Source organism: Citrobacter sp. wls710, from assembly GCF_005281115.1.
In the GTDB taxonomy this organism is placed as follows: domain Bacteria; phylum Pseudomonadota; class Gammaproteobacteria; order Enterobacterales; family Enterobacteriaceae; genus Citrobacter; species Citrobacter werkmanii.
Genome location: NZ_SZXD01000003.1, coordinates 58,363 through 77,619 on the forward strand (window position 1 = coordinate 58,363; position 19,257 = coordinate 77,619).

A 19,257-nucleotide genomic window follows, 5' to 3' on the forward strand; every position below is an offset into this window, starting at 1 on the left:
TGCCCGTCGAGGAAACAGGCGTACAGTCAGTACCGGACTTATCGTGCGGCAGAATTTCCAGTATAATAGCCGCCTTTTTTCATTCAGTTGTGACATTCAGCTAAAGCTGCGACTTCGTCATCTGCGAGACAGGTGACAATCCGCCTGCGGCAAAGTTAAGGGATATCTCATGCGTACAGAATATTGCGGGCAGCTACGTCTGTCCCACGAGGGGCAGCAGGTGACTCTGTGTGGTTGGGTCAACCGTCGTCGTGATCTTGGTAGCCTGATCTTTATCGATATGCGCGACCGCGAAGGTATCGTGCAGGTATTTTTCGATCCGGACCGTGCGGACGCGTTAAAGCTGGCCTCCGAACTGCGTAATGAGTTCTGCATCCAGGTTACGGGCACCGTGCGTGCGCGTGATGCGAAAAACGTCAATGCCGATATGGCGACTGGCGAAATTGAAGTACTGGCGTCCGATCTGACCATCATCAACCGCTCAGACTCACTGCCGCTGGACTCTAACCACGTCAATACCGAAGAAGCGCGTCTGAAGTATCGTTATCTGGATCTGCGTCGTCCTGAAATGGCGCAGCGCCTGAAAACACGCGCCAAAATTACCAGCCTGGTTCGTCGTTTTATGGACGATCACGGCTTCCTCGACATCGAAACCCCGATGTTGACCAAAGCGACGCCGGAAGGTGCGCGCGACTATCTGGTGCCTTCCCGCGTTCATAAAGGCAAGTTTTACGCGCTGCCGCAATCTCCTCAGCTGTTCAAACAGCTGCTGATGATGTCTGGCTTTGACCGCTACTATCAGATCGTAAAATGCTTCCGCGATGAAGACTTACGTGCTGACCGTCAGCCTGAATTTACCCAGATCGATGTGGAGACATCCTTCATGACTGCGCCGCAGGTGCGAGAAGTGATGGAAGCGTTAGTGCGTAATCTGTGGCTGGAAGTGAAAGGTGTGGATCTCGGTGATTTCCCGATCATGACCTTTGCCGAGGCTGAGCGCCGTTACGGCTCCGATAAACCAGACCTGCGTAACCCAATGGAGCTGGTTGACGTCGCCGATCTGGTAAAAGACGTTGAGTTCGCGGTGTTCTCTGGTCCGGCGAACGATCCGAAAGGCCGTGTCGCAGCCCTGCGCGTACCGGGCGGTGCGAGCTTAAGCCGTAAGCAGATCGATGATTACGGTAACTTTATTAAGATCTACGGCGCGAAAGGCCTGGCTTACATCAAAGTCACCGAGCGCGCGAAAGGTCTGGAAGGTATCACCAGCCCGGTGGCTAAGTTCCTGAACGCAGAAATCGTGGAAGCGATTCTGGCGCGTACCGGTGCGCAAGACGGCGACATGATTTTCTTCGGTGCCGACAACAAGAAAGTGGTTGCCGACGCGATGGGCGCGCTGCGTCTGAAACTGGGCAAAGATCTGAGCATTACCGACGAGTCGAAATGGGCGCCGCTGTGGGTCATCGACTTCCCGATGTTTGAAGACGATGGTGAAGGCGGTCTGACCGCGATGCACCACCCGTTCACCTCGCCGAAAGACATGACCGCTGCTGAGCTGAAAGCTGCGCCGGAAGATGCGGTTGCCAACGCTTACGATATGGTTATCAACGGCTATGAAGTAGGTGGTGGTTCCGTCCGTATTCACAACGGTGATATGCAGCAGACCGTATTCGGTATTCTGGGCATTAACGAGCAAGAGCAGCGCGAGAAATTCGGTTTCCTGTTGGATGCGCTAAAATATGGTACACCGCCGCATGCGGGCCTGGCATTTGGTCTGGATCGTTTGACCATGTTGCTGACGGGGACGGATAACATTCGCGACGTTATTGCCTTCCCGAAAACGACGGCAGCCGCGTGTCTGATGACCGAAGCGCCAAGCTTCGCTAACGAAGCTGCGCTGGCGGAACTGAGCATTCAGGTTGTGAAGAAGGCCGAGAATAACTGATATGAAGTACAAACAGCCTGTCTCGGTGTTGGTCGTGATTTATGCAAAGGACACCGGGAGAGTGCTGATGTTACAGCGACGCGACGATCCTGACTTCTGGCAGTCGGTCACCGGCAGCCTGGAAGAGGGTGAAACCGCGTCGCAGGCCGCCATGCGCGAAGTAAAGGAAGAGGTCGCCATTGATGTTGCGACTGAGCAACTGACCTTAATTGACTGTCAGCGCACGGTGGAGTTTGAGATTTTTCGCCATTTACGTCATCGCTATGCGCCGGGAATTGAGCGTAATACTGAATCCTGGTTTTGCCTGGCTCTTCCCTCAGAACGAGAGATCGTGTTCACCGAACATCTGACCTATCGTTGGGTTAATGCGGTTGAAGCCGCCCAGTTAACCAAGTCGTGGAGTAATCGGCAGGCGATTGAAGAATTTGTGATTAACGTCGCCTGAGAAGGCGCGCTTTTTGGAGATATTATTTATGGCAGGTCATAGTAAATGGGCCAACACCAGACATCGTAAAGCCGCTCAGGATGCTAAACGCGGTAAAATTTTTACCAAAATCATTCGCGAGCTGGTAACGGCGGCTAAACTGGGCGGTGGCGATCCGGATGCTAACCCGCGTCTGCGCGCGGCGGTGGATAAAGCGCTGTCCAACAACATGACCCGTGACACCCTGAACCGTGCCATCGCGCGTGGCGTGGGCGGTGATGAAGACTCGAACATGGAAACCATCATCTATGAAGGTTACGGTCCTGGCGGCACAGCCGTGATGATTGAATGCCTGTCTGATAACCGTAACCGTACCGTGGCTGAAGTGCGTCATGCGTTCAGCAAAACCGGCGGTAATCTGGGCACCGACGGCTCCGTGGCTTACCTGTTCAGCAAAAAAGGCGTGATCTCTTTTGAGAAAGGCGACGAAGACACCATCATGGAAGCGGCGCTGGAAGCCGGTGCTGAAGATGTAGTGACCTACGACGACGGCGCGATTGATGTTTACACCGCGTGGGAAGAGATGGGCAAAGTGCGTGACGCGCTGGAAGCGGCTGGCCTGAAAGCAGACAGCGCTGAAGTGACGATGATCCCATCCACTAAAGCGGACATGGATGCTGAAACGGCACCGAAACTGATGCGTCTGATCGATATGCTGGAAGACTGCGACGACGTACAGGAAGTTTACCACAACGGTGAAATCTCCGATGAGGTTGCTGCGACCTTAGAATGATGTGGTTAAGCCATAAAGTAACAGGAGATGCGTGATGTCTATTATTCTCGGCATTGACCCGGGGTCACGCATTACCGGTTATGGCGTAATCCGTCAGGTCGGCAGGCAACTGACCTACCTCGGCAGCGGCTGTATTCGCACCAAAGTCGACGATCTTCCGTCACGTTTGAAGCTAATTTATGCGGGCGTGACGGAGATTATTACCCAGTTCCAGCCGGACTATTTTGCCATTGAGCAGGTTTTTATGGCGAAGAATGCCGACTCGGCGCTAAAGCTGGGGCAGGCGCGCGGCGTGGCAATCGTTGCGGCGACCAATCAGGATCTTCCGGTCTTTGAATACGCGGCCCGCCAGGTAAAACAGACCGTGGTTGGTATCGGTAGTGCGGAAAAAAGCCAGGTACAGCACATGGTGCGTACGCTGCTGAAGCTGCCCGCCAACCCGCAGGCGGACGCCGCGGATGCGTTGGCGATTGCCATTACCCACTGCCATGTCAGTCAGAATGCCATGCAAATGAGCGAGTCGAGGCTGAATTTGGCGCGAGGTCGGTTACGTTAGTGACAAATGAGGCTGGATATCTATCCAGCCTTTTTTTATGATAGCGCATTACCTTTTAGCCCTTAACGCAGGAGCGTCACGTGATAGGCAGACTCAGAGGCATCATTCTTGAAAAACAACCCCCGCTGGTCCTTCTGGAAACCGGCGGCGTCGGCTATGAAGTGCATATGCCCATGACCTGTTTTTACGAGCTGCCGGAAGCCGGACAGGAAGCGATTATCTTCACCCATTTTGTGGTGCGTGAAGACGCGCAGTTGCTGTATGGCTTCAACAACAAGCAAGAACGCACGCTATTTAAAGAGTTAATTAAAACCAACGGCGTAGGCCCGAAGCTGGCACTGGCGATCCTTTCCGGTATGTCTGCCCAGCAGTTCGTGAATGCCGTTGAACGTGAAGAGCTTGGCGCGCTGGTGAAGCTACCTGGTATTGGAAAGAAAACTGCCGAACGTTTGATTGTTGAAATGAAGGACCGCTTTAAAGGTCTGCATGGCGATCTCTTCACCCCGGCGGCAGATCTCGTCCTGACCTCTCCGGCAAGTCCGGCAACGGAGGACGCCGAGCAGGAAGCGGTTGCTGCGTTGGTGGCGTTAGGCTATAAACCACAGGAAGCCAGCCGCATGGTGAGCAAAATTGCCCGCCCTGATGCCAGCAGTGAAACCCTGATTCGTGAAGCGCTTCGCGCGGCATTGTGAGGTAAAGGATGATTGAAGCAGATCGCCTGATTTCGGCTGTCAGCACGACACCTGAAGACCTGGTGGATCGTGCGATCCGCCCTAAATTGCTGGAAGAGTATATTGGCCAGCCTCAGGTACGCTCGCAAATGGAGATTTTTATCCAGGCGGCTAAGCTGCGTGGTGATGCCCTCGATCACCTGCTGATTTTCGGCCCTCCTGGCCTCGGTAAAACCACGCTTGCCAATATTGTTGCCAATGAAATGGGCGTCAACCTGCGTACCACATCCGGACCGGTACTGGAGAAAGCGGGCGATCTGGCGGCTATGCTCACTAACCTTGAACCCCACGATGTGCTGTTTATCGATGAGATCCATCGCCTGTCACCGGTGGTGGAAGAGGTGCTGTATCCGGCGATGGAAGATTATCAGCTGGATATCATGATTGGCGAAGGGCCTGCTGCACGTTCAATTAAGATCGATCTGCCACCGTTTACCCTGATTGGGGCGACGACGCGCGCCGGGTCGTTAACGTCCCCGCTGCGTGATCGCTTTGGTATTGTGCAGCGCCTGGAGTTCTATCAGGTTGCCGATCTGCAGCACATTGTCGGACGTAGCGCCCGCTTCATGGGACTTGAAATGAGCGATGAAGGGGCGTTGGAAGTGGCGCGTCGCGCCCGCGGTACGCCGCGTATCGCCAACCGTTTATTACGCCGGGTACGTGATTTTGCCGAGGTGAAGCATGACGGCACCATTTCGGCGGATATCGCCGCTCAGGCGCTGGATATGCTCAACGTCGACGCGGAAGGCTTCGATTATATGGACCGCAAGCTGCTGCTGGCGGTGATCGATAAATTCTTCGGTGGACCGGTCGGCCTGGATAACCTGGCAGCGGCAATCGGGGAAGAACGTGAAACCATTGAGGATGTGCTGGAGCCGTATCTGATTCAGCAAGGTTTTCTGCAACGTACGCCGCGCGGAAGAATGGCAACGGTGCGCGCCTGGAACCATTTCGGGATCACGCCGCCAGAGATGCCTTAACGCCTGAAGTCGCTACATTCATCAGGCCTGGGCGATTTTGTAGGCCCGGTAAGCGCAATGCCACCGGGCAACACACGTTTAGCTTGCCTGCTTTTTCATCATACTGAAGATAAACAGCAGCGCGGCACACAGCACAACGGATGGCCCTGCTGGAGTATCATAAAAGGCTGAGAAGGTCAGACCCCCTGTAACCGCTATCATACCCACACCAACGGCGACGCCGGCCATCTGTTCCGGCGTACGGGCGAAACGACGGGCGGTTGCCGCAGGGATGATCAGCAGCGAGGTGATAATCAGCGCCCCGACAAACTTCATCGCCACACCGATAGTTAAAGCTGTAACCAGCATCAGCAGCAGCTTAACGCGTTGCAGCTTCACGCCATCAACAAAGGCCAGGTCCGGACTGATTGTCATTGACAGCAGGTTGCGCCACTGCCAGAACAGAATCGCCAGAACGATAACCACGCCAATAGCGATGGAGATGAGATCTTCTGGCGTCACGGCGAGTAAATCACCAAACAGGTAGGCCATCAGATCCACGCGGATGTTTGACATCAAGCTGACGACAACCAGCCCCAATGACAACGCGCTGTGCGCCATAATACCGAGCAAGGTATCGATCGCGAGGTGAGGGCGCTTCTCCAGCCATACCAGACCGGCCGCCAGCAGCAGGGTCACGGCAATGACGGCATAGAAAGGATTTACATTCAACAGCAGACCAAAAGCGACACCCAGCAGTGAGGCGTGGGCCAGCGTATCACCAAAATAAGACATGCGACGCCAGACGACGAACGAGCCGAGTGGGCCAGCGGCACAGGCCAGCATGATCCCGGCTAACCAACCGGGTAATAACAATTCAATCATGAGTGACCATTTCCCCGGCGTAAGACGATACGACCCTGTAAATCGTGGCGATGATTATGATTATGACGGTAAATTCCGAGTTGTTCGGCGCCGCGTTGCCCGAACATTGAGATGAATTCCGGGTGCATGGAAACCACTTCCGGCGCGCCGGAACAGCAAATATGATGGTTGAGGCACAGCACTTCATCGGTTTTAGCCATCACCAGATGCAGGTCATGGGAAACCATCAGTACGGCGCAATCCAGTTCGCGTCGTAACTGGTCGATAAGATCGTACAGTGCGACCTGACCATTGACATCCACACCCTGAGTTGGCTCATCAAGGACTAGTAGTTGAGGCTTATTCAATAAAGCCCGGGCCAACAGGACGCGTTGCGTTTCCCCGCCAGAGAGTTTTTGCATCGGTGCATTCATCAGATGCCCGGCCTGAACGCGCTTCAGCGCCGGAAGGATATCCTCTTTTTTGGTGCCGGGACGTAAGCGCAGAAAACGACTTACCGTCAGCGGAAGCGTGGTATCGAGGTATAGCTTTTGCGGCACATAGCCAATCCGCAATTGACCATTACGCTTGATAACTCCCTCATCAGCCGCTACCAGCCCTAAAACAACGCGCACCAGCGTAGACTTGCCGGCGCCATTCGGGCCGAGAAGCGTCAAAATTTTACCGGGTCGAAGTTCAAGCGATACGTCAGAAAGGACGCGGCGTTGACCATAAGAGACCGAGACATTTTCCAGTGAAACCAAAGTCGTCATATCAATTTTAGTCTTGCAGAAGTTATAGAATGTTATAATATCACATTTCTTACATTCATTACGATGATTGGTCGCATTATGTTACATAAAAATACGCTTCTTTTCGCAGCATTATCCGCTGCTCTTTGGGGTAGTGCAACACAGGTGGCAAATGCCGCTGTAGTGGCGTCTCTTAAGCCGCTGGGATTTATTGCTTCAGCCATTGCTGATGGGGTAACTGATACCCAGGTTCTGCTGCCTGACGGGGCTTCCGAACACGATTACTCACTACGTCCTTCAGACGTAAAACGCTTACAGGGCGCGGACTTAGTCGTGTGGATTGGACCTGAGATGGAAGCGTTTATGGAAAAGTCAGTCAAGAATATTCCTAACGCGAAACAGGTAACGATTGCGCAGCTTAATGACGTGAAACCGTTACTCATGAAAGGTGCTGACGACGACGATGACGATCATGGACACAATGATGCTGGTGGTGAAAAAAGTGACGAGCATCACCATCATGGCGATTACAACATGCATCTTTGGCTCTCCCCAGAGATAGCGCGGGCCTCAGCGGTTGCAATCCATGAAAAATTAGTGGAACTTATGCCGCAAAGTCGAGCCAAACTTGACGCCAACCTGAAGGATTTTGAGGCACAATTAGCCGCAACCGATAAGCAGGTAGGTAACGAGCTCGCGCCGCTCAAGGGTAAAGGTTATTTCGTTTTTCATGACGCCTATGGCTACTACGAGAAACACTACGGACTAACGCCGCTTGGTCACTTTACCGTGAACCCTGAGATTCAACCTGGTGCGCAGCGTTTACATGAAATAAGAACACAGTTGGTTGAGCAAAAAGCAACCTGCGTTTTTGCTGAGCCACAGTTCAGGCCAGCGGTCGTTGAAGCCGTCGCGAGAGGGACAACCGTTCGAATGGGAACGTTGGATCCGCTCGGAACGAATATCAAACTGGGTAAAACAAGCTATTCAGCGTTTTTGAACCAATTAGCCAACCAGTATGCGAGCTGCCTGAAAGGAGATTAATGAGGAAGTGAATACGTGCAACAGATAGCCCGCTCTGTCGCTCTGGCATTTAATAATCTGCCTCGACCCCATCGCGTTATGCTGGGGTCGCTTACTGTACTGACATTGGCCGTCGCTGTGTGGCGGCCCTATGTTTACCACCCCGATTCTGCACCCATCGTCAAAACTATCGAGCTGGAAAAAAGCGAGATTCGTTCACTGTTGCCTGAGGCCAGCGAACCTATCGATCAGGCCGCTCAGGAAGATGAAGCTATCCCCCAGGATGAACTGGATGACAAAACGTCTGGTGAGGCCGGTGTGCATGAGTATGTCGTCTCTACGGGCGATACGCTGAGCAGTATCCTGAATCAGTACGGCATCGATATGGGTGACATCAGCCAGCTTGCCGCTTCCGATAAAGAGTTGCGTAACCTGAAAATTGGTCAGCAACTTTCCTGGACGCTAAGTGCGGAAGGTGACCTGCAACGCCTGACCTGGGAAGTCTCTCGTCGCGAAACCCGTACTTACGATCGCACCGCGACGGGTTTCAAAATGAGTAGCGAAATGCAGCAGGGCGATTGGGTCAACAGCCGTATCAAAGGCACAGTCGGTGGGAGCTTCGTCGCCAGTGCTAAAGATGCCGGGCTGACCAGCTCGGAAATCAGTGCGGTGATCAAGGCCATGCAGTGGCAGATGGATTTCCGCAAACTGAAAAAAGGCGATGAGTTCTCGGTGCTGATGTCTCGCGAAATGCTCGACGGCAAACGTGAGCAAAGCCAGCTGTTGGGCGTGCGTTTGCGTTCTGAAGGCAAAGATTATTACGCCATCCGCGCTGAGGACGGTAAGTTCTATGATCGTAATGGTACCGGACTGGCAAAAGGCTTCATGCGTTTCCCAACGGCGAAACAGTTCCGTATCTCGTCGAACTTTAACCCGCGTCGCCTGAACCCGGTGACGGGACGCGTGGCACCGCATAAAGGTGTCGACTTTGCGATGCCGCAGGGCACGCCAGTGCTGTCGGTAGGTGATGGTGAAGTGGTTGTCGCGAAGCGCAGCGGCGCCGCTGGCTATTATGTTGCGGTACGTCATGGTCGCACCTACACCACACGTTATATGCACTTGCGTAAGCTGTTGGTTAAGCCAGGACAAAAAGTGAAACGTGGCGACCGTATCGCGCTGTCAGGCAATACCGGACGCTCAACGGGTCCGCACCTGCATTACGAAGTGTGGATCAACCAGCAGGCTGTTAACCCACTGACGGCGAAACTGCCGCGTACAGAAGGGTTGACCGGCTCAGATCGCACTGATTACCTGGCACAGGTGAAAGAAGTTGTTCCTCAGCTGCGTTTCGATTAATTAGCACACTGACAGAGCCGGTACGCGATGCGTGCCGGCTTTTTTATTTTGTACGGCGCACGGTGCGCCGCTACACTATCAGCAGATTTACTTTTCGCGATACCAGACACTGGAAGAGCATGGAAACGAAAAAAAAGAATATTGAGTATATCCCTGAGTTTCACAAATCATTTCGCCATCCGCGCTACTGGGGCGCCTGGCTTGGCGTGGCGGCGATAGCCGGGATTGCGTTAACGCCAGCATCATTCCGCGATCCTGTTCTGGCGAAGCTCGGACGGCTCGCCGGAAGACTGGGAAAAAGCTCACGTCGCAGAGCATTAATCAATTTGTCTCTCTGCTTTCCTGAGCGTAGTGAAGCCGAGCGCGATGCCATTGTCGATGAAATGTTCGCGACCGCGCCTCAGGCGATGGTCATGATGGCGGAACTGGCGATACGCGGCCCGGAGAAAATTCAGAGTCGGGTCGACTGGCAAGGATTGGATATCATCGAAGAGATGCGTCGCAACGATGAAAAGGTGATTTTTCTCGTTCCTCATGGCTGGGGAGTGGACATCCCGGCGATGTTGATGGCCTCTCAGGGGCAGAAAATGGCGGCGATGTTCCACAACCAGGGAAACCCGGTATTCGATTACGTATGGAACACAGTGCGCCGTCGTTTCGGTGGTCGCCTGCATGCGCGTAACGACGGTATCAAACCATTTATTCAGTCTGTACGTCAGGGATATTGGGGGTACTATCTGCCGGATCAGGACCATGGTCCTGAACACAGCGAGTTTGTGGACTTTTTTGCTACCTATAAAGCAACGTTACCGGCGATTGGCCGTCTGATGAAGGTGTGCCATGCGCGCGTGGTGCCTCTGTTCCCGGTATATGATGGTAAAACGCACCGCCTGACGATCCAGGTACGTCCTCCGATGGATGACATTCTGACTGCGGATGATCACACCATTGCCAGACGAATGAACGAAGAGGTGGAAATTTTTGTTGCGCCACACCTTGAGCAATACACCTGGATTTTAAAGCTGCTTAAGACGCGTAAACCCGGTGAAATTGAGCCATATAAACGCAAAGATCTCTATCCGAAGAAATAAAAAAAAGCCTCTCAAACGAGAGGCTTTTTTACATCAAACGCTGGCATTATTCGACAGTCAGAATACGCGTAGTGTTAGTGGAGCCAATGGTGCTCATGACATCGCCCTGGGTCACAATCACCAGATCACCGGAGACCAGATAACCTTTATCGCGCAGCAGGTTCACCGCTTGATTGGCGGCAACCACGCCATCAGTTTCGCTGTCAAAGTGAACCGGGGTGACACCGCGATACAGAGAGGTCAGATTCAGTGTACGTTCATGACGAGACATCGCGAAAATCGGCAGACCAGAACTGATACGAGAGGTCATCAGCGCGGTACGACCAGACTCAGTCATCGCGATGATAGCGGTTACCCCTTTCAGGTGGTTAGCGGCATACATCGCTGACATAGCAATTGCTTCTTCGACGTTGTCAAACTGCACGTCAAGACGGTGTTTGGAGACATTGATGCTCGGGATCTTCTCGGCACCCAGGCATACGCGAGCCATTGCTGCGACGGTTTCTGCCGGGTACTGGCCTGCTGCCGTTTCTGCAGAGAGCATAACGGCATCGGTACCGTCCAGAACGGCGTTAGCCACGTCCATCACTTCCGCACGGGTCGGCATTGGGTTGGTAATCATCGACTCCATCATCTGTGTGGCGGTAATGACCGCACGGTTCAGCTGACGCGCGCGACGAATCAACGCTTTTTGAATACCTACCAGCTCAGGATCGCCGATTTCAACGCCCAGGTCGCCACGCGCCACCATCACCACGTCAGAAGCCAGGATGATGTCATCCATCGCATTCTGGTCGCAGACAGCTTCCGCACGTTCTACCTTGGCGACAATTTTAGCGTCGCAGCCAGCGTCGCGCGCCAGACGGCGGGCATAGTTCAGATCTTCGCCGCAGCGAGGGAAGGAGACTGCCAAGTAGTCAACGCTGATTTGCGCTGCAGTGACGATGTCAGCTTTATCTTTTTCGGTCAGGGCTTCAGCAGAAAGACCGCCGCCCAGTTTGTTGATGCCTTTATTGTTGGACAGCGGGCCACCGACGGTGACTTCGGTGAAGACTTTCATACCCTGAACTTCCAGCACCTTAAGCTGTACGCGACCGTCGTCAAGTAGCAGGATATCGCCTGGCACAACGTCAGCAGGCAGACCTTTATAATCGATCCCGACTTTTTCTTTGTCGCCTTCGCCTTTGCCGAGGTTGGCGTCTAACAGGAACTTGTCGCCAACATTAAGAAAAACTTTACCTTCTTTAAAGGTTGATACGCGGATTTTAGGTCCCTGCAGGTCACCCAAAATAGCTACATGACGTCCCAGTTTTGCGGCAATTTCACGGACCTTATCCGCCCGCATTTTGTGATCTTCTGGAGAGCCGTGCGAAAAGTTCATACGTACGACGTTCGCACCCGCAGCGATAATTTTTTCGAGGTTGTTATCGCGATCAGTTGCCGGGCCTAACGTGGTAACGATTTTGGTTCTGCGAAGCCTTCTGGACATGTAATACTCCGTTGACTGAAACAACTAGGTGTTGCGTGAACATTAATCCGGCCGTTCTCAAACATTGACGGTAAATGAACGACCCGGATGATAAAAGGGTAGAACATTGTTATTGCTTTTAGCGATCATCACTCTTGATGAGTAATTCTTTATCAAAACGCGATTCCTTGAGTGCTTCCTTGACACGCTTCAAGTTATCTCTAAATTTTGCCCCGCGGCGCAAAGTAAATCCTGTAGCCAGCACATCTATCACGGTCAGTTGAGCAAGTCGAGAGACCATGGGCATATAAATGTCAGTATCTTCCGGTACGTCGAGGGTAATGGCCAGCGTTGCTTCACGCGCCAGCGGCGTACCGGGAGAGGTCAAGGCGATAACCATCGCGTCGTTTTCCCTCGCCAACTGCGCCAGTTCAACCAGACTCTTGGTTCTTCCGGTATGCGAAATCAACACAATAACGTCGTCGTCGCTACAATTCATGCAACTCATGCGTTGCAGTACAATATCGTCGGAATAGATCACCGGTACGTTAAAACGAAAAAATTTGTTCATCGCGTCGTGCGCTACTGCGGCGGAAGACCCAAGGCCAAAAAAGGCAATTTTCTTTGCCTGGGTTAACAAATCCACCGCCCTGTTTACCGCGGTGTTATCCAGAGACTGGCGTACGTGGTCAAGACTTGCCATCGCCGACTCGAAGATTTTTCCCGTGTATGATTCTACGCTGTCATCCTCATCCACATTACGATTAACATATGGGGTGCCATTTGCCAGACTTTGCGCCAGATGCAGTTTAAAATCAGGAAAGCCGCGCGTATCCATACTGCGACAGAATCGGTTCACCGTTGGCTCGCTAACATTGGCTTCCAGCGCAAGCGCGGCGATGCTTGAATGGATTGCCCGGTCGGGTGAGGCAAGAATAATGTCAGCGACTTTACGTTCTGACTTGCTCAAATGTTCCAGTTTTAACTGGATTTTTTCCAGCATATTCATGATGTAGGTCGACTCATGGCTCATGGGAAAAAGCGATTTCAGCGATACGGGGAAATCGGGAGATACATTTGTTAGATATTACCCCTGCTAAGGAAGGAACGGGGCAAAATGGACAGAATAGTTGTTGTTTTTTTTCATTACATGATCGGAGTCTGGTTTTCTTACTTCTTCATAGGTACGAAAAAAAGCGACTTTTTTATCCATTTTGCAGAGGTAAACGCCAATCAAACGCCTGTTCGCGGTAACAGCACGGCTGGATAAGCGTTTACGGTTTCCGGATTCACGTAAAAGCAGTACAGTGCACTGTAATAAAATTACAACCAGTGTCTGGCAAAAGCACCAGACACTTAATTGAGGAGAATGACATGGCGGTAACGCAAACAGCCCAGGCATGTGACCTGGTCATTTTCGGCGCGAAGGGTGACCTGGCGCGGCGGAAATTGCTGCCTTCCCTGTATCAACTGGAAAAGGCCGGCCAGATTAACCCGGAAACCCGTATTATCGGGGTAGGGCGTGCCGACTGGGACAAGGCAGCCTATACCAAGGTTGTGCGCGAAGCGCTCGAAACCTTCATGAAAGAAAAAATTGATGAAGGTTTGTGGGAGACCCTCAGCGGTCGTCTGGAATTTTGTAATCTGGACGTCAATGATACCGCCGCATTTAGCCGTCTGGGTGAAATGCTGGATCAGAAATCACGTACCACTATTAACTATTTCGCGATGCCGCCAAGCACTTTTGGCGCAATCTGCAAAGGTTTGGGTGAAGCAAAGCTGAATGCTAAACCTGCCCGCGTCGTGATGGAAAAACCGTTAGGAACATCACTGGCAACATCCCGCGAGATCAACGATCAGGTCGGCGAATATTTCGAAGAGTGTCAGGTTTATCGTATCGACCACTATCTCGGCAAAGAGACGGTGTTGAACCTGCTGGCACTGCGCTTTGCCAACTCCCTGTTTGTAAACAACTGGGATAACCGCACGATCGATCACGTTGAAATTACCGTCGCGGAAGAAGTGGGTATTGAAGGTCGCTGGGGCTATTTTGACCAGGCCGGTCAAATGCGCGACATGATCCAAAACCACCTGCTGCAGATCTTGTGCATGATCGCGATGTCTCCGCCGTCGGACCTGAGCGCCGACAGCATCCGCGATGAAAAAGTGAAGGTACTGAAATCACTGCGTCGCATCGATCGCTCGAACGTGCGTGAAAAAACGGTTCGCGGTCAGTACACCGCGGGTTTTGCCCAGGGCAAAAAAGTCCCGGGATATCTGGAAGAAGAGGGCGCGAACAAGAGCAGCAATACAGAAACGTTTGTGGCGATCCGTGTGGATATCGATAACTGGCGTTGGGCGGGCGTTCCGTTCTATCTGCGTACCGGCAAGCGTTTACCGACGAAGTGCTCTGAAGTCGTGGTCTACTTCAAAACGCCTGAGCTGAATCTGTTCAGAGAGTCCTGGCAGGATCTGCCGCAGAACAAGCTGACTATTCGTTTGCAGCCTGATGAAGGTGTTGATATCCAGGTGCTGAACAAAGTGCCGGGTCTGGATCACAAGCATAACCTGCAAATTACTAAGCTTGATCTGAGCTATTCCGAAACCTTCAACCAGACACACCTGGCTGACGCCTATGAGCGTCTGCTGCTTGAAACGATGCGCGGTATTCAGGCACTGTTTGTGCGTCGTGATGAAGTTGAAGAAGCCTGGAAGTGGGTCGACTCAATTACCGAAGCATGGGCAATGGACAACGATGCGCCGAAGCCGTATCAGGCAGGGACCTGGGGACCGGTTGCCTCTGTGGCAATGATCACCCGTGATGGCCGTTCCTGGAACGAATTCGAGTAAAATATCATCTAGCCCATAGTGGTTATTTTACCGGTAACATGATCTAACACAGATTGCAGAATAATTTTTGCACTTTTAAGCCTCGCGTGGATTCACCCGCGGGGCTTTTTTTATTACACTGCCTGAAACGATTTTGCCCCTGAGCTACGGCAAACAAGCGATTCAGCACTTTTAATCTGACTGATAAGCATTGTTAATCCTACCGCTCTGACAGATAAATTTTAGGAGCCTCTATGAATCCGAATTTGTTACGCGTAACACAACGTATCGTCGAACGTTCTCGCGACACACGTTCTGCCTATCTCGCCCGTATTGAACAAGCTAAATCGACCACCGTTCATCGTTCGCAACTGGCATGCGGTAACCTGGCGCATGGCTTTGCCGCGTGTCAGCCGGACGACAAGGCATCGCTGAAAAGCATGCTGCGTAACAATATCGCGATCATTACCTCCTACAACGACATGCTTTCCGCGCATCAACCGTATGAACATTATCCGGCGATCATTCGCAAAGCACTGCATGAAGCCAATGCGGTAGGTCAGGTTGCCGGTGGTGTGCCGGCCATGTGTGACGGTGTTACCCAGGGACAGGATGGGATGGAACTTTCGCTGCTGAGTCGTGAAGTGATTGCGATGTCAGCCGCTGTAGGTCTCTCTCACAATATGTTCGATGGCGCACTGTTCCTCGGCGTGTGCGATAAAATTGTCCCGGGCCTGGTAATGGCGGCGCTGTCATTCGGTCACCTGCCGTCAATCTTCATTCCTTCCGGCCCGATGGCGAGTGGCCTGGCGAACAAAGAAAAAGTGCGTATTCGTCAACTCTATGCGGAAGGCAAAGTTGATCGCATGGCGCTGCTTGAGTCCGAGGCGGCGTCCTATCACGCACCGGGTACCTGTACGTTCTACGGCACGGCGAATACTAACCAGATGGTCGTGGAGTTCATGGGGATGCAACTGCCAGGTTCTTCATTCGTCCATCCGGATGCGCCGCTGCGTGAAGCGTTGACCGCTGCTGCAGCCCGTCAGGTTACGCGTCTTACCGGGAACGGCAATGAATGGATGCCGATCGGTAAAATGATCGATGAAAAAGTGGTGGTGAACGGAATTGTGGCGCTGCTGGCGACCGGGGGCTCAACTAACCATACGATGCATCTGGTGGCCATGGCGCGTGCGGCCGGGATTCTGATTAACTGGGATGACTTCTCCGATCTGTCCGATATCGTGCCGCTGATGGCGCGTTTGTACCCGAACGGTCCGGCGGATATTAACCATTTCCAGGCGGCGGGCGGCGTACCGGTTCTAATGCGTGAGCTGCTGAACGCGGGTTTGCTGCACGAAGATGTGAATACCGTTGCCGGATTCGGTTTATCGCGTTACACCATGGAGCCGTGGCTCAACAACGGTGAACTGGACTGGCGCGAAGGGGCGGCGAAATCGCTGGACAGCAACGTGATTGCCTCTTTTGACCAACCTTTCTCCCACCACGGCGGTACCAAAGTGCTGAGCGGTAACCTCGGGCGCGCAGTGATGAAAACGTCGGCAGTACCGGTCGAAAATCAGGTTATAGAAGCCCCGGCAGTTGTTTTTGAAAGTCAGCACGATGTGTTACCGGCCTTTGATGCGGGTCTGCTTGACCGCGATTGCGTAGTTGTTGTGCGTCATCAGGGACCAAAAGCGAACGGAATGCCAGAATTACATAAACTCATGCCGCCACTTGGTGTATTATTGGACCGTTGTTTCAAAATTGCGTTAGTTACCGATGGACGACTTTCAGGTGCTTCAGGTAAAGTGCCTTCAGCAATCCATGTAACCCCAGAAGCCTATGATGGCGGTCTGCTGGCAAAAGTACGTGATGGCGACATCATTCGTGTGAATGGACAGACAGGTGAATTGACGCTGCTGGTTGACGAAGAGGAACTTGCCTCACGTCAGCCTCACATTCCAGACCTCAGTGCATCGCGCGTGGGTACTGGACGTGAAATGTTCAGCGCGTTGCGTGAGAAGCTGTCCGGCGCGGAGCAGGGCGCAACCTGTATCACTTTTTAAGACTTATTTTGTAATCAGGCGAGAGAAAACTCTGATGAAAAACTGGAAGACAAGTGCAGAAGCAATCCTGACCACTGGCCCGGTTGTACCGGTTATTGTGGTTAATAAACTGGAACATGCGGTGCCGATGGCAAAAGCGCTGGTTGCAGGTGGCGTGCGCGTTCTGGAAGTGACATTACGTACCGCATGTGCGATGGATGCCATTCGCGCGATCGCGAAAGAAGTTCCGGACGCCATCGTCGGCGCAGGTACTGTACTGAATCCGCAACAACTGGCTGAAGTCACTGAAGCCGGTGCGCAGTTTGCTATCAGCCCGGGTCTGACCGAGCCGCTGTTAAAAGCCGCAACGGAAGGGACTATTCCGCTGATCCCAGGTATCAGCACCGTTTCTGAACTGATGTTGGGTATGGACTACGGATTAAAAGAGTTCAAATTCTTCCCGGCGGAAGCGAACGGCGGTACTAAAGCGCTGCAGGCGATTGCGGGCCCGTTCTCTCAGGTGCGTTTCTGCCCAACCGGTGGTATCTCCCCGGCGAACTACCGTGATTACCTGGCCCTGAAAAGCGTGCTGTGCATCGGTGGTTCCTGGCTGGTTCCGGCAGATGCGCTGGAAGCTGGTGATTACGATCGCATTACTAAACTGGCGCGTGAAGCAGTAGAAGGCGCGAAGCAGTAAGCCGTTAATGCGTATACCGTAGGCCCGATAAGGCGCGTCAGCGCCGACATCGGGCTTTGCCGGATGCGGCATCAACGCCTTATCCGGCCTACGGGTCTGGTTTTTATCCGGTAACTTTCACCTGTGCGGCGGCGTCTTTCGCACGTTCAACCGCGTCTTCAATGGTCTGCGCTGTAGCCAGTACCACCCCTAAACGACGACTCCCGTCGATCTCCGGCTTACCAAAGAATCGTACTTGCAGGCCAGCGCCCACGGCAGACTGTACGTTATCAAACGTCACATTCTGGCTGGTAAGTTGCGGCAGAATAACGGCGGAAGCAGAAGGTCCGTACTGACGGATTGCGCCAACGGGCAGACCGAGAAATGCGCGTACGTGCAGGGCAAACTCAGACAGGTCCTGCGATATTAAGGTCACCATTCCGGTATCGTGTGGGCGAGGGGAGACTTCGCTAAAAATCACCTCATCACCGCAGACAAATAGCTCCACGCCAAACAGACCGTAGCCACCTAACGCCAGCACGACTTTACGGGCAATATCCTGCGCGCGCGCCAGTGCCAGGTCGCTCATCTGCTGAGGCTGCCAGGATTCACTATAATCGCCATCTTCCTGACGATGCCCTACCGGCGCGCAAAAGTGCACGCCATCAACGGCGCTAACGGTAAGCAGGGTAATTTCAAAATCAAAATCTACCACGCCTTCGACGATAACACGCCCGGCGCCTGCCCGGCCTCCCTGTTGAGCATAGTTCCAGGCTTCGGTGAGTCGATCGGCTGAACGAATAAAGCTTTGCCCCTTACCTGAGGAACTCATTACTGGCTTCACGATGCAAGGAAAGCCTATTTCGGCGACGGCCTCGCGAAAGCGAGTTTCGCTGTCTGCAAAGCGGAAAGAAGAGGTTGGTAAAGACAGCTCCTCTGCGGCGAGGCGACGGATCCCTTCGCGGTTCATGGTCAATTGGGTCGCTCGTGCGCACGGCACAACGTGTTGCCCTTCCTGTTCCAGTTTTACCAGCATATCCGTGGCAATCGCCTCTATTTCCGGCACGATATAATGTGGCTTTTCGCGCTCGACAACCTCGCGCAATGCTTCGCCATCCAGCATGTTGATAACGTATGAGCGATGGGCAACGTGCATGGCTGGCGCGTCGGGGTAACGATCCACTGCAATGACTTCCACACCCAGGCGTTGGCATTCGATCGCCACTTCTTTACCCAGTTCACCTGAACCTAATAACATCACTCGCGTTGCTGCGGGACGCAGCGCTGTTCCTAATAACGTCATAAATTAATCCCCTGTTTTATCTGGGCGCAGTATATACGAAAACGTTTGCGTCTGTCTTTATTACCAGGTTGATTTTGGGGCTTAAAAAGAATATACTGTACATAAATACAGGTAATTTAAGAGGCTGCAAAAATGGCGGTTGAAGTTAAATACGTAGTCATTCGGGAAGGTGAGGAAAAAATGTCGTTTACCAGCAAAAAGGAAGCCGATGCGTATGACAAAATGCTTGATACAGCGGATTTGCTCGACACATGGCTGGAGCAGTCACCGGTAGCGCTTGAAGACGAGCAGCGTGAAGCGCTTTCCCTGTGGCTGGCTGAGCAAAAAGATGTGCTGAGCGCCATCCTGAAAAACGGCAAACTGCCTTCTCCGCAGGTCGTTGAAAATGACGCACACGCTGAGGATGATACCCAGGCTGCCTGAAACGACTTGCGCTCCTGACGTT

The 19,257-nt window shown here is 52.9% G+C and carries 18 protein-coding genes; 13 read left to right on the forward strand and 5 right to left on the reverse strand.

All coding sequences use genetic code 11. The features are described 5' to 3' along the window. The first annotated feature begins 169 nt into the window (after positions 1 to 169). The 6 genes from aspS (at position 170) to ruvB (ending at position 5,426) form a co-directional block, all read left to right on the forward strand. Positions 170 to 1,942, forward strand: coding sequence for an aspartate--tRNA ligase (gene aspS / locus FDX14_RS01330; RefSeq protein WP_042307805.1), 1,773 nt, complete (start codon positions 170 to 172; stop codon positions 1,940 to 1,942). 1 nt (position 1,943) lies between these two features. Further along, positions 1,944 to 2,387 (forward strand): dihydroneopterin triphosphate diphosphatase, encoded by a 444-nt coding sequence (nudB, locus tag FDX14_RS01335; protein WP_042307807.1) that lies wholly within the window; start codon positions 1,944 to 1,946, stop codon positions 2,385 to 2,387. A 28-nt stretch (positions 2,388 to 2,415) separates the two neighbouring features. Continuing rightward, positions 2,416 to 3,159 (forward strand): YebC/PmpR family DNA-binding transcriptional regulator, encoded by a 744-nt coding sequence (locus FDX14_RS01340; protein WP_006684137.1) that lies wholly within the window; start codon positions 2,416 to 2,418, stop codon positions 3,157 to 3,159. 34 nt (positions 3,160 to 3,193) lie between these two features. After that, a complete protein-coding gene (ruvC, locus tag FDX14_RS01345; RefSeq protein WP_003034867.1) occupies positions 3,194 to 3,715 on the forward strand; it encodes a crossover junction endodeoxyribonuclease RuvC in 522 nt (173 codons plus the stop codon). Positions 3,716 to 3,795: 80 nt separating this feature from the next. Further along, the gene (gene ruvA, locus FDX14_RS01350; protein ID WP_038641428.1) at positions 3,796 to 4,407 is read left to right on the forward strand and encodes a Holliday junction branch migration protein RuvA; all 612 of its coding nucleotides are present in this window, start codon (positions 3,796 to 3,798) and stop codon (positions 4,405 to 4,407) included. 8 nt (positions 4,408 to 4,415) lie between these two features. After that, the gene (gene ruvB / locus FDX14_RS01355) at positions 4,416 to 5,426 is read left to right on the forward strand and encodes a Holliday junction branch migration DNA helicase RuvB (RefSeq protein WP_005120696.1); all 1,011 of its coding nucleotides are present in this window, start codon (positions 4,416 to 4,418) and stop codon (positions 5,424 to 5,426) included. Positions 5,427 to 5,504: 78 nt separating this feature from the next. Here ruvB and znuB read toward each other — a convergent pair whose 3' ends face one another. Together znuB and znuC are read right to left on the reverse strand one after the other, a co-directional pair. Next, on the reverse strand, positions 5,505 to 6,290 hold the full coding sequence (gene znuB / locus FDX14_RS01360; protein WP_042307812.1) for a zinc ABC transporter permease subunit ZnuB: 786 nt from the start codon (positions 6,288 to 6,290) through the stop codon (positions 5,505 to 5,507). Next, positions 6,287 to 7,042: a zinc ABC transporter ATP-binding protein ZnuC gene (gene znuC / locus FDX14_RS01365; RefSeq protein ID WP_006684140.1), complete on the reverse strand. Its 756-nt coding sequence runs from the start codon at positions 7,040 to 7,042 to the stop codon at positions 6,287 to 6,289. Before znuC ends, znuB begins: the two co-directional genes overlap by 4 nt. 78 nt (positions 7,043 to 7,120) lie before the next feature. On the opposite strand from znuC, the gene znuA reads away from it, so the two are divergent. The 3 genes from znuA (at position 7,121) to lpxM (ending at position 10,491) form a co-directional block, all read left to right on the forward strand. After that, positions 7,121 to 8,065 carry a zinc ABC transporter substrate-binding protein ZnuA gene (gene znuA / locus FDX14_RS01370; RefSeq protein WP_042307999.1) on the forward strand — a complete coding sequence of 315 codons (945 nt, stop codon included), beginning with the start codon at positions 7,121 to 7,123 and terminating at the stop codon, positions 8,063 to 8,065. A 15-nt stretch (positions 8,066 to 8,080) separates the two neighbouring features. Continuing rightward, positions 8,081 to 9,400: a murein DD-endopeptidase MepM gene (mepM, locus tag FDX14_RS01375; RefSeq protein ID WP_050764953.1), complete on the forward strand. Its 1,320-nt coding sequence runs from the start codon at positions 8,081 to 8,083 to the stop codon at positions 9,398 to 9,400. Positions 9,401 to 9,519: 119 nt separating this feature from the next. Beyond that, positions 9,520 to 10,491, forward strand: a complete 972-nt coding sequence (lpxM, locus tag FDX14_RS01380; protein WP_137348896.1) for a lauroyl-Kdo(2)-lipid IV(A) myristoyltransferase — start codon at positions 9,520 to 9,522, stop codon at positions 10,489 to 10,491. A 46-nt stretch (positions 10,492 to 10,537) separates the two neighbouring features. On the opposite strand, the gene pyk is transcribed toward lpxM, so the two are convergent. Further along, positions 10,538 to 11,980 carry a pyruvate kinase gene (gene pyk / locus FDX14_RS01385; RefSeq protein ID WP_042307816.1) on the reverse strand — a complete coding sequence of 481 codons (1,443 nt, stop codon included), beginning with the start codon at positions 11,978 to 11,980 and terminating at the stop codon, positions 10,538 to 10,540. 118 nt (positions 11,981 to 12,098) lie between these two features. Next, positions 12,099 to 12,968 carry a MurR/RpiR family transcriptional regulator gene (locus tag FDX14_RS01390; RefSeq protein WP_042308002.1) on the reverse strand — a complete coding sequence of 290 codons (870 nt, stop codon included), beginning with the start codon at positions 12,966 to 12,968 and terminating at the stop codon, positions 12,099 to 12,101. Positions 12,969 to 13,333: 365 nt separating this feature from the next. On the opposite strand from FDX14_RS01390, the gene zwf reads away from it, so the two are divergent. The 3 genes from zwf (at position 13,334) to kdgA (ending at position 17,530) form a co-directional block, all read left to right on the forward strand. Continuing rightward, entirely contained in the window at positions 13,334 to 14,809 is a 1,476-nt protein-coding gene (zwf, locus tag FDX14_RS01395) for a glucose-6-phosphate dehydrogenase (protein ID WP_003034896.1), read from the forward strand. Positions 14,810 to 15,042: 233 nt separating this feature from the next. Beyond that, entirely contained in the window at positions 15,043 to 16,854 is a 1,812-nt protein-coding gene (gene edd / locus FDX14_RS01400) for a phosphogluconate dehydratase (RefSeq protein ID WP_061381106.1), read from the forward strand. A 34-nt stretch (positions 16,855 to 16,888) separates the two neighbouring features. Continuing rightward, a complete protein-coding gene (gene kdgA / locus FDX14_RS01405) occupies positions 16,889 to 17,530 on the forward strand; it encodes a bifunctional 4-hydroxy-2-oxoglutarate aldolase/2-dehydro-3-deoxy-phosphogluconate aldolase (protein ID WP_003034901.1) in 642 nt (213 codons plus the stop codon). Between the two features lie 103 nt (positions 17,531 to 17,633). Here the strand turns inward: kdgA and purT are convergent, their stop codons facing one another. Beyond that, positions 17,634 to 18,812: a formate-dependent phosphoribosylglycinamide formyltransferase gene (gene purT / locus FDX14_RS01410; protein WP_137348897.1), complete on the reverse strand. Its 1,179-nt coding sequence runs from the start codon at positions 18,810 to 18,812 to the stop codon at positions 17,634 to 17,636. A 132-nt stretch (positions 18,813 to 18,944) separates the two neighbouring features. Here purT and yebG point away from each other — a divergent pair, with 132 nt between their 5' ends. Beyond that, entirely contained in the window at positions 18,945 to 19,235 is a 291-nt protein-coding gene (gene yebG, locus FDX14_RS01415; RefSeq protein ID WP_042307822.1) for a DNA damage-inducible protein YebG, read from the forward strand. Positions 19,236 to 19,257 lie beyond the last annotated feature (22 nt).